Source organism: Aeromonas dhakensis (assembly GCF_002285935.1).
In the GTDB taxonomy this organism is placed as follows: domain Bacteria; phylum Pseudomonadota; class Gammaproteobacteria; order Enterobacterales; family Aeromonadaceae; genus Aeromonas; species Aeromonas dhakensis.
The window spans coordinates 3,728,216-3,741,143 of sequence record NZ_CP023141.1 but is presented as its reverse complement, the minus strand read 5'-3'; the positions used below and the strand labels follow the sequence as shown (position 1 = coordinate 3,741,143).

The following is a 12,928-nucleotide window of genomic DNA, read 5'->3' as shown; positions in this document are numbered from 1 at the left end:
AGTGCAATCGGCTCGCTGCCAGTGGGTTGCCGCCGGGCTAACCCTTGTTCAGGCCCAGCATGGCCATCGCCTTGGCCAGGGTATCGACGGATTCCTGATGCTTGCCCGCATTGTGCAGCGCTTCGCCTTCGGCACGCAGTTTCTTCACCTGTGCCAGTTGTTCGGTGCTCAAAGGCGGGGACTTGGCCAGGGCATCGTCAATCTTCTTCATGTCGGCGGGACAGTGAAAGGCGAGCACGCTGCCGGTAAAGAGCAGGGTTAACAGAAACAGGGCTGGTTTCATCTTGATTACCTCACTGGTGGACATCAGCAAGGATAGACCTCACCGCCGCCCTTGTGTTGGCCGGCATCGCAACTCGATTCACTCTGCGAGAGGGGGCTGAGTTCTGCCCCTCAGACGCGGCCAGGGGCGATACGGGGAAAGGAGAGGGTAAAGCAGCTGCCTTTGCCCGGCGCCGAGCGAGCCGTCAGACCGCCACCCAGCACCGAGGTGGCGATGCGGCGGCAGATGGAGAGCCCCAGTCCGGAGCCCCCCTTGCCCAGGGTGGTGGTAAAGAAGGGATCGAAGATGTGGGCCAGTACGTTGGGTGCCATGCCGCGACCGTTGTCCAGCACCTCCAGGTGGATGGACTGTTGGTCCTGATGGGCCCGGATCTCGATGCGTCCATCCTGGCGATCCCCGATGCCATGGAGGAGGGCGTTGTGGATCAGGTTGAGCAGCACCTGGCTGAAGGGGCCCGGGTAGCTGTCGCAGAGCAGCTCCTCGTCGATGATATTGTGCAGCACGACCTGATCAAACCCGGGACCGGCCTTGAGGTTGGCCAGGTTGTCGTCGATGAGGCGCCTGAGATCGAAGCTGCGCCGGCTCTCCGAGGTCTGCTCGATGGCCACCTGCTTGAAGCTGCTGATCAGCTTGGCCGACTGGGTGATGGCCTGCAGGGCCAGTTCGCTCATCTCCTGGCTGGCGTGCACAAACTCCTCCAGCGTGGTGCGACGGATAGTCTGAGCCCCCAGCTGGGCGGCTAGCTGCCGGGTTTGCTCCTGCAGGGCCGTGGTGGCGATCAGGGCGTTGCCGATGGGGGTGTTCAGCTCATGGGAGATGCCGGCCACCATGGCCCCCAGCGCCGCCAGGGTTTCGGTGTGGATGAGCTCCTCCTGGGTTTTTTTCAGACTGTCGAGGGTGTGGGTCAACTGCGACTTGTGTTGCTCCAGCTCTTCTTGCGTCTCCTGCAGACGAATATTGTCGTAGAGGGTGTGCATCCCCTGCTGCACCGAATCACGAAACTGCAGGAGCAGTTGCCGGTAGAGGCCGCCGTAGTCGTTCTCCTCCCGGCTCAGCACGCAGATGGTGCCGAAGAGTCTGCCATCGGGCCAGCAGAGCGGCAGACCGCAATAGGAGATCATGCCGACTTTGATGTCCGGATTGTGTTGCCATTCGGGATCCTTGAGGGCATTGGGTACCAGAAGCTCCTGGCGGGTATCCATGACCCGTTCGCAATAGAGGCCGGAGTCGAGGTGTTCGCGGGCCCCGGCCGGATAGCAGTTGTCCGGCGTCTGGCTGGTGATGAACACTTCTATCTCGCGAGGGTGTACCCGCATGATGAGCCCGGCCGGCACGTGAAACAGCTCAGCCATCAGGTTGACGGTCTTCTGCCAGGAGAGACGCAGGGAGTCCGGGATCTCGAACTCGGGGGCGATCGGATATTTGGATAGGCTCGCAGACATGAAGGCGTTCCTGTTTGCTGGGGCTGGGGTGAATGGACTGTATTCCCATTCTAGTTGTCCGGTGCGGGCCCTGCGTGTCATGAGTTGACTGATCCCGCAGGGTTGAAGCGAGCGGGAAGCAAACGGTACCATGACTGTTTTGCGCACAATTGCGCCAACCAGGGAGACCCCATGACACTCGCAAGGTTCCTCTCACCCCTGACCAGTCTGGTGATCTTCATTCTGGGTCACGGCATGTTCAACATCCTGCTGACGGTGCGCCTCTCTGCCGAGCAGGTATCGGCCCAAGCCATCGGCCTGGTCTCGGCCGCCTATTTCGGCGGTCTGGTGCTGGGGGCCTTCGTCAACGCCCGCCTCATCATCCGGGTGGGCCATATCCGGGCCTATGCGGCCTATGCCTCCCTGCTCTGCTTTCTGTTTCTGCTGCACGGCATGGTGGTGGAGCCGCTCAGCTGGGCGGCGCTGCGGCTGGTGGGTGGCTTTGCCACCGGCGGTCTGTTCGTGGTGCTGGAGTCCTGGATGCTGGTCTCCAGCACCCCGGCCAACCGGGGCCGGCTGATGTCCCTCTACATGATCCTGCTCTACGGCTCCCTGGCGCTGGGACAGCTGCTGCTCAAGTGGGTGGATCCCATGGTGCTGACCCCGTTTGCCCTGTGCGCCATGGCGGCGACCCTGTCGGTGATCCCGCTCGCCATCTCCCGGGTGGCGACCCCTGCCATGGTGGCGCCCCAGCCGGTCGGCGTCTTGGAGCTGGTGCGGCTCACTCCGGCGGGAATGGGCAGCAGCTTTACCTCCGGTCTGGTGCTGGGGGCCATCTATGGCCTGTTGCCGCTCTATTTCACCGACAGCGGCTCGTCCCTCTCCCAGGTGGCGGAGATGATGGCGCTGGTGATCCTGGGGGGCATGTGCCTGCAGTACCCCATCGGTCGCCTCTCCGATCGCTACGACAGGCGGGGGGTGATCCTGCTGCTCGGCGCCGTTTTGGCGCTGCTGGCTCTGTTGATGGTGCTGCTGCCGGATGCCTGGCGCGGCCCCGCCGAGGGGGGCCTGGTGTTTCTGCTGGGGGGGATGGCGTTCTCCATCTATCCCCTGAGCCTCAGCCACTCCTGTGACGAGCTGCGCCCGGATCAGGTGCTGGGGGCCAATCAGGGGTTGCTGCTTGCCTACAGCTTGGGGGCCATGACCGGGCCGCTGTTGGCGCCGTTTGTCATGGCGCAGTTCGGGCCAGAGGGGCTGTTCGTCTACTTTGCCCTCTGCGGTCTGCTGCTGGCGGGTTATCTCGGCTGGCGCAGGCGGCAGCGGGCACCCATCCCCTTGGCCGAGCACCAGGTCTTCATGCCGGTGCCGCCCAATACCCCCATGACGGCGGAGCTGGAACCGAGAACGGATCTGGACGGGGAGGCGGTGCCCGCCAGCTACGCCACGCCCGGGCCGGATGAGGGCCAACCGTCGAAAGCCGGCTGAGCCTTTTCGCACCAATAAAAAAAGCCGACTCTGTGAGTCGGCTTTTTGTCCATCAGGTCGCTATCAGGCGGTCACGGCGTCGGCCTTGGTCGCAGCGGCTTCCGGCGCCGGGTTGCGAATGAGGTAATCAAACGCCCCCAGCGCGGCGGTCGCCCCTGCGCCCATGGAGATGATGATCTGCTTGAACGGCACAGTGGTGGCGTCCCCTGCGGCATAGACGCCGGGCAGGGAGGTGGCGCCCTTGGTGTCGATCTCTATTTCGCCGAAGCGGGTCAGAGCCACTTCGCTCCCTTTGAGGAACTCGGTGTTCGGCACCAGACCGATCTGGACGAAGATACCCGCCACCGCCAGATGCTTGATCTCGCCTGTGGTGCGATCTTCGTAATCCATGCCCACCACCTTGCTGCCGTCACCGATCACCTCGGTGGTACGGGCGCTCATGATGATGTCGATGTTGCTCATGGAGCGGGCTTTCTTCTGCAGCACTTCGTCGGCACGCAGGGTGTCGGCGAACTCCACTACGGTGACGTGTTCGACGATGCCAGCCAGATCGATGGCCGCCTCGATGCCGGAGTTGCCGCCACCGATCACCGCAACCCGCTTGCCCTTGAAGAAGGGGCCGTCACAGTGCGGGCAGTAAGCCACGCCCTTGGTGCGGTACTCGAGCTCGCCCGGCACGTTCAGGTCGCGCCAGCGGGCACCGGTCGCCAGGATCACGGCGCGGCTCTTCAAGGTGGCGCCGGAGGCGAGATCCACGTTGACGTAGCCATCACGGCTGATGGCGGCGGCGCGCTGCTCGGTGATCACTTCCACGCCGTACTGCTTGACGTGCTGCTCCAGGCTGGCGGCCAGCTTGGGGCCTTCGGTGTAGGGCACGGAGATGAAGTTCTCGATGCCGACGGTGTCCATCACCTGGCCACCGAAACGCTCGGCGACGATGGCGGTGCGAATGCCTTTGCGGGCGGCATAGATGGCCGCTGCGGCGCCGGCCGGGCCACCACCGACAACCAGCACGTCGTAGGGGGCTTTTTCGTTGAGTTCTTCAGCCTTGCGTTCGGCGGCGCCGGTGTCGAGCTTGGCGACGATCTCTTCGAGCGAAATGCGGCCCTGGCTGAACGGCTGACCGTTCAGGTAGACGTTCGGTACCGCCATGATCTGGCGCTCGTTGACCTCGTCCTGGAACAGGGCGCCGTCGATCATGGTGTGGGTGATGCCGGGGTTCAGGGTCGCCATCAGGTTGAGGGCCTGCACCACGTCCGGGCAGTTGTGGCAAGAGAGCGAAATATAGGTCTCGAAGTGGAACTCGCCCTTCAGATTGCGGATCTGCTCCTGCACGGCCGCATCGGCCTTGGAGGGGTGACCGCCACTTTGCAGCAGGGCAAGCACCAGGGAGGTGAATTCATGACCCATGGGGATGCCGGCAAAATGAACGCGCGGGGCTTGGCCCTTCGGCGCGACGCTCATGGAAGGCTTGCGGGCATTGGTGCCAGAGGTCTGGGTAATTTTGGGGGACATCTCGGCGATCTCGCTGGCCAATGCCAGCAGTTCGGCGGATTTGTCGCTGTCGTTGCCGGACACGCTGATCTCGATGGGATTGACGATGTACTGCAAGTAACCGTTGAGTTGTTGTTTGAGGTTGGTATCTAACATGGTCGAATTCCTTCTTGTTGAATGCGGGTCGGCGTTTTGTCAGGCCAGAAAGCAGACCGGCGCCTGTTCTGAGGTCCGTAAACAAAACCGGCCCTTGAACGGGCCGGTCTTCAGAGCGGGGAGGCTTAGATTTTGCCTACCAGATCCAGGGACGGGGCCAGGGTGGCGTCGCCTTCTTTCCACTTGGCCGGGCACACTTCACCCGGGTGAGCGGCAACGTACTGGGCAGCCTTGACCTTGCGCAGCAGCTCCAGGGCGTCACGGCCGATGCCGCCAGCGTTGATTTCAACGATCTGGATGATGCCCTGCGGGTCGATGACGAAAGTACCGCGGTCAGCCAGACCGGCTTCTTCGATCATCACGCCGAAGTTGCGGGTGATGGTGCCGGTGGGGTCGCCGATCATCGGGTACTGGATCTTCTGGATGGTGTCAGAAGTGTCGTGCCAGGCCTTGTGGGTGAAGTGGGTGTCAGTGGAGACGGCGTAGATCTCAACGCCCAGCTTCTGGAATTCGGCGTAGTTGTCAGCCAGGTCGCCCAGCTCGGTCGGGCAGACGAAGGTGAAATCAGCCGGGTAGAAGAACACCACGGACCACTTGCCTTTCAGGTCAGCGTCAGACACCTGAACGAATTTGCCATTGTGGTAGGCGGTAGCGTTGAACGGCTTGATTTCAGTGTTGATGTAGGTAGACATGTATTTGCTCCTTGGTGATGTACATGTGCTCGTCCGGTAGTGAAGAGTCGTGCCAGACGAGGCGTTTAACTTTCAATGGAGTCATCATAGGGGCTTTTCCTAATCGGTCAAAGCCGCAATTTTGAATCACTTAAATCGACTTATTAGATAAACCACCTCTGCTGTACCTAACATGAATATCGCCAGCATGCAGAGATAACTCCTTGTCGAGATTCAACATCTGTGCGCGACCTCGGCTTTTCAAGGGGGAGAGGGGAGAGTGCCGGCCAAGTCATGGCACAGAGGGGCGTCGGGGGTGAGCGAACGGGCGGCGCGAGCGTGCCAGGTGAAGGGGAGGGGGTAAAACGCGGATAAAAAAATCCCGGCGTCGTCGCAAGGACAAGGCCGGGTCATCAAACAAGGAATGGCTATATAAACAAAAGCTTTACAGCAAAGACTAACTACGGGGTGTGCAAACTTGCAGACAAATGAGAGGAAGAGGATGGGTGCACAATCCCTCGTCTCCCCCTCGGCAACTATTGCATGGCGGTCATGATAATGTGATGCAGATCACAAAGCAAGTTGATGGTGTAATTTTTCAGTCAAAATGAAAGTGTTTCACTATTTATGCCGATAATTCAGGCTGAAAACGCTTTTATTGTAATTTAATTACATGATGCACAGATCAAAAGTCATCAGATGGCTCTTGCTCTTCCATCAGCTCCAGCAGATTGATGGCCACGGCAATGAAGTCCGACTCGGTGACTATGCCTACCAGCTTGTGCCCTTTGAGTACCGGCAGGCAGCCATATTTGTGGCGCTGCAGATAGAGGGCCGCCTCCTTGATGCCGGCATGGGGATCCACGCTCGCCACCTGGCGGGTCATGATCTCGTCGAGCTGCACGCTGTCGGTGAACTCCGCCTCCCGCTCCGGATTGATCAGCAGCAGCTTGGATTCGCGGGTGGCCAGGATATCGGAGAGGGTGACTAGGCCCAGCAGATGATGGTGGTCGTCAACGATGGGGATGTGGCGGATCCGCTCCTGCTGCATCAGGTCCATCGCCTGTTTGACGCTGTTTTCCGGACCCAGGGTGAAGGGGTGTTCAGTCATGATCTCGGATAGGGTCATCATGGTGGGCCTCCTTGTGTATCTGCTTTCACCCTAGCCCAGCCCCCTTCGGCAAAACATGATCAGGGTCAATACAAAACCTTAAAGGTTTCTTAACTGGCCCTGCTTCACATAATTGCTCGCTATCCCTTGTCTCTCTTGGGTTTTTGGTCTTTTGGGTTGCCTTGCAAGAGGGGGATAACTAGACTAGCCGCCGATTCCCCCGAGGTGAAAGATGCAAGTATCCGATTTTCATTTTGATCTGCCAGACGAGCTGATTGCCCGCTATCCGATGGCGGAGCGTACCGCCAGTCGTCTGCTGCAGCTCGACGGTCAAACCGGCGCCCTGCGCCACGGTCAATTTGTCGATGTGCTGGACCAGCTCAACCCCGGTGATCTGCTGGTGTTCAACAACACCCGGGTCATCCCCGCGCGCATGTTTGGCCAGAAGGCCAGCGGCGGCAAGCTGGAGGTGCTGGTGGAGCGCATCCTGGACGAGCACAGCGTGCTGGCGCACGTGCGCTCTTCCAAGTCGCCCAAGCCAGGTACCCGCCTGATCCTGGATGCCGGTGCCGACGGCGTGCCCGTCGAGGCCGAGATGCGCGCCCGTCACGACGCCCTGTTCGAGATCCACTTCCTCGATCCGCGCCCGGTGCTGGAGATCCTGGAAGCCATCGGCCACATGCCGCTGCCCCCCTATATCGATCGTCCCGACGAGGATGCCGACAAGGAGCGCTACCAGACCGTCTACAACCAGAAGCCGGGCGCCGTGGCGGCGCCGACCGCCGGCCTGCACTTCGACGAGCCGCTGCTGGAGAAAATTCGTGCCAAGGGGGTGGAAACGGCCTTCGTCACCCTGCACGTGGGGGCGGGCACCTTCCAGCCGGTACGGGTGGACAAGATTGAAGATCACCACATGCACTCGGAATACGCCGAAGTGCCGCAGGAGGTGGTGGACGCCATCGCGGCGACCCGTGCCCGCGGTGGCCGGGTGATTGCGGTGGGGACCACCTCGGTACGTTCGCTCGAGAGCGCGGCCAAGGTGACCCTGGCCCAGGGCAAGCCGCTGGCGCCGTTTTTCAGCGACACCGACATCTTCATCTTCCCGGGTTACCAGTTCCAGGTGGTCGATGCCATGGTCACCAATTTCCATCTGCCCGAGTCGACCCTGATCATGCTGGTCAGCGCCTTTGCCGGCTATGACAACGTGATGGCCGCCTACCAGGCCGCCGTGGCCGAGCAGTATCGTTTCTTCAGCTACGGGGACGCCATGTTCGTCACCCGTCGCCGGGCAGCAGCTTAAGCGGCTGCCCTTCAGAAGCCGTTCAGGACCTGATCGTCAGGATCCCGGCCGGCTTCTTGTACCGGGCCGGTGCGGCCCTACTATTTGTCAGACTGTTTCTCTGACTGAAACCGAGGTAGCAATGAAATTTGAACTGAAAACCACCGACGGCCGTGCCCGTCGCGGTCAGCTGGTATTCGAGCGCGGCACCGTGCAGACCCCGGCCTTCATGCCGGTCGGCACCTACGGCACCGTCAAGGGGATGACCCCGGAAGAGGTACGTGAAACTGGCGCCCAGATCCTGCTTGGCAACACCTTCCACCTCTGGCTGCGTCCGGGCCAGGAAGTGATGCGCGCCCACGGCGATCTGCATGACTTCATGAACTGGCAGGGCCCGATCCTGACCGACTCCGGCGGTTTCCAGGTGTTCAGCCTGGGGCACATCCGCAAGATCACCGAGGCGGGGGTGCACTTCCGTCACCCCATCAACGGTGAGAAGATCTTCCTCGATCCCGAGAAATCCATGGAGATCCAGTATGATCTGGGCTCCGACATCGTGATGATCTTCGACGAGTGCACGCCGTACCCGGCCACTTACGAAGAGGCGCGCAAGTCCATGGAGATGTCCCTGCGCTGGGGCAAGCGCTCCCGCGACAAGTTCGATGCGCTGGGCAACAAGAACGCCCTGTTCGGCATCATCCAGGGCTCCGTGTACGAAGATCTGCGGGATGTGTCGCTGGCAGGTCTCTTGGAGATCGGCTTCGACGGCTACGCGGTCGGCGGTCTGGCGGTGGGTGAGCCCAAAGAGGACATGCATCGCATCCTCGAGCACGTCTGCCCGAAAATTCCGGCCGACAAGCCACGCTACTTGATGGGGGTGGGTAAGCCGGAAGATCTGGTGGAAGGGGTGCGCCGTGGCATCGACATGTTCGACTGTGTGATGCCGACCCGCAACGCCCGCAACGGTCATCTGTTCACCACCGACGGGGTGGTCAAGATCCGCAACGCCAAGTATCGCGAGGACACCAGCACCCTGGATGCCGACTGCGACTGCTACACCTGCAAGAACTACACCCGCAGTTATCTGTACCATCTGGACAAGTGCAACGAGATCCTCGGTGCCCGTCTGAACACCATTCACAACCTGCGTTATTACCAGCGTGTGATGCAGGGTTTGCGGGACGCGATCGAGCAGGGTAAATTAGACGACTTTGTAACTGAGTTTTACCGTCGGCAAGGGAAGCCCGTGCCTCCGTTAGCTGAAAATGACGTGAAATAACAACGATTTATAAGCTAGTTATCAAATTTACATCAATAAGAGGTTGTTAAATGAGCATTATCTCCAAGGCATATGCAGAAGGCGCGGCTCCGGCGGCACAGGGTGGTGGCATGGAAATGATCATCATGCTGGCCGTGTTCGGTCTCATCTTCTACTTCATGATCTATCGTCCCCAGGCCAAGCGTGCCAAGGATCACCGCAACCTGATGAGCTCCCTCTCCAAGGGTGACGAAGTGCTCACTTCCGGCGGCCTGGTCGGCAAGATCGCCAAGGTTTCCGCCGACAGCGAATACATTGTGCTGTCCCTGAACGATCAGACCCAGGTCACCATCAAGCGTGATTTCGTCTCTGCCGTTCTGCCCAAGGGTTCTATCCAGTCCCTCTAATCTCCCGAGGAGCACAGCGTGTTAAATCGCTATCCGCTGTGGAAATACCTGATGGTGATCGTGGTGATCGCCATCGGTTTTCTATATGCAGCCCCCAATCTTTACGGCGAAGACCCGGCCTTGCAGATCTCTGCCAGCCGGGGTGCCGAAGTCAAGCTTGATACCCTTGACCTGGTGAAAGCGACCCTCGACGAGGCGAAGATCCCGGTCAAGCATGCGGCGTTCGAACACGGCTTCATTCTGATTCGTTTCAAGAACACCGAAGAGCAGCTCAAGGCGCGCGATCTGGTCGCCAACAAGCTGGGTGACAACTTCATTACCGCACTCAACCTGGCGCCTTCCACCCCTGCCTGGCTCGAAGCCATCGGTGCCAACCCGCTCAAGCTGGGTCTGGACCTGCGTGGCGGCGTGCACTTCCTGATGGAAGTGGACATGGCCGAAGCGCTGGCCAAGCAGCAGGAGCAGATGGTGCAGGATTTCCGCTCCGAGCTGCGTACCCAGAAGATCCGTTACTCCGGCGTGCGCCGGGTCGGTGATCAGGTGCAGGTGGTCTTCCGCGACGAAGCCGACCAGAGCAAGGCGGTCTCCTTCCTGCGTCGTCAGAACCCGGATCTCACCTTTACCACCGAGCAGAAGGGGGACGAGTTCGTCCTGCTGGCCTCCTTAAGTGAAGCCAAGGTCAAGGAGGTGAAGAAGTACGCCCTCGAGCAGAACATCACCATCATCCGCAACCGGGTGAACGAACTGGGTGTCGCCGAGCCGCTGGTACAACAGCAGGGTGCCGAGCGCATCGTGGTGGAACTGCCTGGTATCCAGGACACCGCCCGTGCCAAGGAGATCCTGGGCGCGACCGCGACCCTGGAATTCCACATGGTCGATGAGACCGCCGACATCCAGGCTGCGGCCGACGGTCGCGTACCGCCGAGCTCCAAGGTCTACAACGATCGCAACGGTCGTCCGGTGGTGCTGCAAAAGCGCATCATCCTGACCGGTGACCACATCGTGGGTGCCCAGTCCGGTTTCGACGAATACAGCCGTCCCCAGGTCAACATCAAGCTCGATGGCCAGGGTGGCAACAAGATGGCCAACTTTACCAAGGACAACGTTGGCAAGGGCATGGCCACCGTATTCATCGAATACAAGCCGGTCGGTCAGCCGGGTCCGGACGGCAAGCGCAAGTTCCGCAAGCAGGAGGAGGTGATCAACGTCGCCACCATCCAGTCGCGCCTTGGCAGCCAGTTCCGCATCACCGGCATCGACAACGCCAACGAAGCCCACAACCTGGCGCTGCTGCTGCGTGCCGGTGCGCTGATCGCCCCGATCCAGATCGTGGAAGAGCGCACCATTGGCCCGAGCCTGGGTCAGCAGAACATCGACAGCGGTATGGAAGCCATCGGCTGGGCCATGCTGGTGATCGTGCTGTTCATGGGGATCTACTACCGTGCCTTCGGTTGGGTGGCCAACATTGCTCTCTCCATGAACCTGGTGCTGATCGTCGGTATCATGTCGATGATCCCGGGGGCCACCATGACCCTGCCGGGCATCGCCGGTATCGTGCTGACGCTGGGCATGGCGGTGGACGCCAACGTGCTGATCTACGAGCGCATTCGTGAAGAGATCCGCAACGGCCGCGGCGTGCAGCAGGCGATCCACCTGGGCTTTGATCGGGCATTCTCGACCATCGCCGACTCCAACATCACCTCGCTCATCACCTGTGTGATCCTGTTCGGTATCGGTACCGGCGCCATCAAGGGCTTCGCCCTGACGCTGGGGATTGGTCTGAGTGCGTCCATGTTTACCGCCATCACGGTATCCCGCGCCATCATCAACCTGGCCTGGGGTGGTCGGCGCCTCGACAAGCTGCCGATCTAAGGAAGAGACATGTTTCAGATTCTACATTTTGAAAAGCCCATCCCCTTCATGCGCTTTGCCAAGCCGGGTGTGGTCTTCTCTACCCTGCTGATGGTGATCTCCCTGTTCTTCCTGTTCGATCGGGGTCTGAACTGGGGTCTGGACTTTACCGGCGGCACCACCATCGAGGTGGGCTTCCAGCAGTCGGTGAGCCTGGAGAAGATGCACGAGGTGCTGGACGAGCAGAAGATTGAAGGGGCGACCCTGCAACACTTCGGCTCCAGCCGTGACGTGCTGGTGCGCCTGACCCCGAAAGAGGGGGTCAAGGTGGAGCAGCAGGGCAACGAGGTGCTGGCGGCCGCCAAGGTGATCGATCAGGGCGCCGTGCTCAAGCGCGTGGAGTTCGTCGGCCCCTCCGTGGGTGACGAGCTGGCGACGGACGGTGCGCTGGCCATGCTGGCCTCCATCATCTGCATCATGATCTACGTGGCGGTACGCTTCGAGTGGCGTCTGGCCATGGGCGGCATCCTCTCCCTGGTGCACGACGTGGTGATCACCCTGGGCGTCTTCGCCTACTTCCAGTACGAGTTCGACCTGACCGTGCTGGCGGCCTTGATGACCCTCGTGGGTTACTCCCTGAACGACACCATCGTAGTGTTCGACCGCTTGCGGGAGAACTTTCGCAAGGTGCGCAAGGGGGATACCGAGTACATCCTGGATCTCTCCATGACAGAGACCCTGAGCCGGACCATCATCACCTCCGGCCTGACCTTCGTGGTGGTGCTGGCGCTGCTGCTCAAGGGCGGTCCTCTGATCCACGGTTTCTCGGTGGCCATGGTGATCGGTGTGGCGTTTGGTACCTACTCCTCCATCTATGTGGCGAGCTCGTTCGCGATGTTCTTCGGGGTCAAGCGGGAGCACATGCTGCCGACCCAGGTGGAGAAAGAGGGGGCGGATCAGCAAGAGATCCTGCCGTAAATGACAAGGGCGCCATGAGGCGCCCTTTCTCTTATCATCCGGGTGAGCCATTATGACGGTTTCACCCACGGCCATTGGCCAAGAGGCAAGGAGCAAGCCATGCAACACAATCCCCGTTTTCTGGCGCTGGTAGAGGCCATCCGCCCTCATGTGCAGGAGACCGACGTGCACCAGATCAAGCGCTGGCAGGATGAGGGGCGTACCTTTCACCTGGTCGACGTGCGGGAAGAGAGCGAGTGGGCCAGGGGCCATCTGCCGGGCGCTACCTACCTCGGGCGCGGGGTGATCGAGCGGGATATCGAGACCCGTTATCCGGATCCCGACACCGAGCTCTACCTCTATTGTGGTGGCGGTTTTCGCTCCATTCTGGTGGCGGAGAACCTGCAGAAGATGGGCTACGGCCGGGTGGTCAGCGTGGATGGTGGCTTTCGGGGCTGGTGTGATGCCGGATACCCTGTCGAATCCTGATTTATTTGAGGGAGAGAGGCTCAGCCACATGACAAAGTGTCGGTTGACCTTTACCATATGCCGGGT

At 60.7% G+C, this 12,928-nt stretch carries 12 protein-coding genes; 7 read left to right on the top strand and 5 right to left on the bottom strand.

What is annotated here, in order from left to right:
• Positions 1-37 precede the first annotated feature (37 nt).
• Positions 38-283, bottom strand: a complete 246-nt coding sequence (locus tag CK627_RS17380; RefSeq protein ID WP_005299713.1) for a PA2433 domain-containing protein — start codon at positions 281-283, stop codon at positions 38-40.
• 110 nt (positions 284-393) lie between these two features.
• Entirely contained in the window at positions 394-1,725 is a 1,332-nt protein-coding gene (locus tag CK627_RS17375) for a GAF domain-containing sensor histidine kinase (RefSeq protein WP_095592964.1), read from the bottom strand.
• 171 nt (positions 1,726-1,896) lie between these two features.
• On the opposite strand from CK627_RS17375, the gene CK627_RS17370 reads away from it, so the two are divergent.
• A complete protein-coding gene (locus CK627_RS17370) occupies positions 1,897-3,189 on the top strand; it encodes an MFS transporter (RefSeq protein WP_095592963.1) in 1,293 nt (430 codons plus the stop codon).
• A 63-nt stretch (positions 3,190-3,252) separates the two neighbouring features.
• Here CK627_RS17370 and ahpF read toward each other — a convergent pair whose 3' ends face one another.
• The 3 genes from ahpF to CK627_RS17355 form a co-directional block, all read right to left on the bottom strand.
• Positions 3,253-4,839, bottom strand: a complete 1,587-nt coding sequence (gene ahpF, locus CK627_RS17365; RefSeq protein ID WP_095592962.1) for an alkyl hydroperoxide reductase subunit F — start codon at positions 4,837-4,839, stop codon at positions 3,253-3,255.
• A 125-nt stretch (positions 4,840-4,964) separates the two neighbouring features.
• The gene (gene ahpC, locus CK627_RS17360; RefSeq protein ID WP_005299724.1) at positions 4,965-5,531 is read right to left on the bottom strand and encodes an alkyl hydroperoxide reductase subunit C; all 567 of its coding nucleotides are present in this window, start codon (positions 5,529-5,531) and stop codon (positions 4,965-4,967) included.
• A gap of 664 nt (positions 5,532-6,195) precedes the next feature.
• The gene (locus CK627_RS17355; RefSeq protein WP_017765922.1) at positions 6,196-6,642 is read right to left on the bottom strand and encodes a CBS domain-containing protein; all 447 of its coding nucleotides are present in this window, start codon (positions 6,640-6,642) and stop codon (positions 6,196-6,198) included.
• A gap of 211 nt (positions 6,643-6,853) precedes the next feature.
• On the opposite strand from CK627_RS17355, the gene queA reads away from it, so the two are divergent.
• The 6 genes from queA to CK627_RS17325 all read left to right on the top strand — a co-directional run bounded on the left by queA (position 6,854) and on the right by CK627_RS17325 (position 12,862).
• Entirely contained in the window at positions 6,854-7,921 is a 1,068-nt protein-coding gene (queA, locus tag CK627_RS17350) for a tRNA preQ1(34) S-adenosylmethionine ribosyltransferase-isomerase QueA (RefSeq protein ID WP_010634307.1), read from the top strand.
• 121 nt (positions 7,922-8,042) lie between these two features.
• Positions 8,043-9,179, top strand: a complete 1,137-nt coding sequence (gene tgt / locus CK627_RS17345; protein WP_005299730.1) for a tRNA guanosine(34) transglycosylase Tgt — start codon at positions 8,043-8,045, stop codon at positions 9,177-9,179.
• Positions 9,180-9,229: 50 nt separating this feature from the next.
• Complete coding sequence (gene yajC, locus CK627_RS17340; RefSeq protein ID WP_005299732.1) at positions 9,230-9,565, top strand: preprotein translocase subunit YajC; 336 nt, start codon at positions 9,230-9,232, stop codon at positions 9,563-9,565.
• Between the two features lie 18 nt (positions 9,566-9,583).
• A complete protein-coding gene (gene secD, locus CK627_RS17335) occupies positions 9,584-11,437 on the top strand; it encodes a protein translocase subunit SecD (protein ID WP_005299734.1) in 1,854 nt (617 codons plus the stop codon).
• Between the two features lie 9 nt (positions 11,438-11,446).
• Positions 11,447-12,394 (top strand): protein translocase subunit SecF, encoded by a 948-nt coding sequence (secF, locus tag CK627_RS17330; RefSeq protein ID WP_005299746.1) that lies wholly within the window; start codon positions 11,447-11,449, stop codon positions 12,392-12,394.
• 99 nt (positions 12,395-12,493) lie between these two features.
• Positions 12,494-12,862, top strand: coding sequence for a rhodanese-like domain-containing protein (locus tag CK627_RS17325; protein WP_017410225.1), 369 nt, complete (start codon positions 12,494-12,496; stop codon positions 12,860-12,862).
• The last annotated feature ends 66 nt before the right edge of the window (positions 12,863-12,928 follow it).

What these genes read in the sequence shown, in the direction of transcription:
- CK627_RS17370 (WP_095592963.1), top strand. Translation starts at nt 1,897, where the DNA reads ATGACACTCGCAAGGTTCCTCTCACCCCTGACCAGTCTGGTGATCTTC.
- tgt (WP_005299730.1), top strand. Translation starts at nt 8,043, where the DNA reads ATGAAATTTGAACTGAAAACCACCGACGGCCGTGCCCGTCGCGGTCAG.
- queA (WP_010634307.1), top strand. Translation starts at nt 6,854, where the DNA reads ATGCAAGTATCCGATTTTCATTTTGATCTGCCAGACGAGCTGATTGCC.
- yajC (WP_005299732.1), top strand. Translation starts at nt 9,230, where the DNA reads ATGAGCATTATCTCCAAGGCATATGCAGAAGGCGCGGCTCCGGCGGCA.
- ahpF (WP_095592962.1), bottom strand. Translation starts at nt 4,839, where the DNA reads ATGTTAGATACCAACCTCAAACAACAACTCAACGGTTACTTGCAGTAC.
- CK627_RS17355 (WP_017765922.1), bottom strand. Translation starts at nt 6,642, where the DNA reads ATGATGACCCTATCCGAGATCATGACTGAACACCCCTTCACCCTGGGT.
- CK627_RS17325 (WP_017410225.1), top strand. Translation starts at nt 12,494, where the DNA reads ATGCAACACAATCCCCGTTTTCTGGCGCTGGTAGAGGCCATCCGCCCT.
- ahpC (WP_005299724.1), bottom strand. Translation starts at nt 5,531, where the DNA reads ATGTCTACCTACATCAACACTGAAATCAAGCCGTTCAACGCTACCGCC.
- CK627_RS17375 (WP_095592964.1), bottom strand. Translation starts at nt 1,725, where the DNA reads ATGTCTGCGAGCCTATCCAAATATCCGATCGCCCCCGAGTTCGAGATC.
- CK627_RS17380 (WP_005299713.1), bottom strand. Translation starts at nt 283, where the DNA reads ATGAAACCAGCCCTGTTTCTGTTAACCCTGCTCTTTACCGGCAGCGTG.
- secF (WP_005299746.1), top strand. Translation starts at nt 11,447, where the DNA reads ATGTTTCAGATTCTACATTTTGAAAAGCCCATCCCCTTCATGCGCTTT.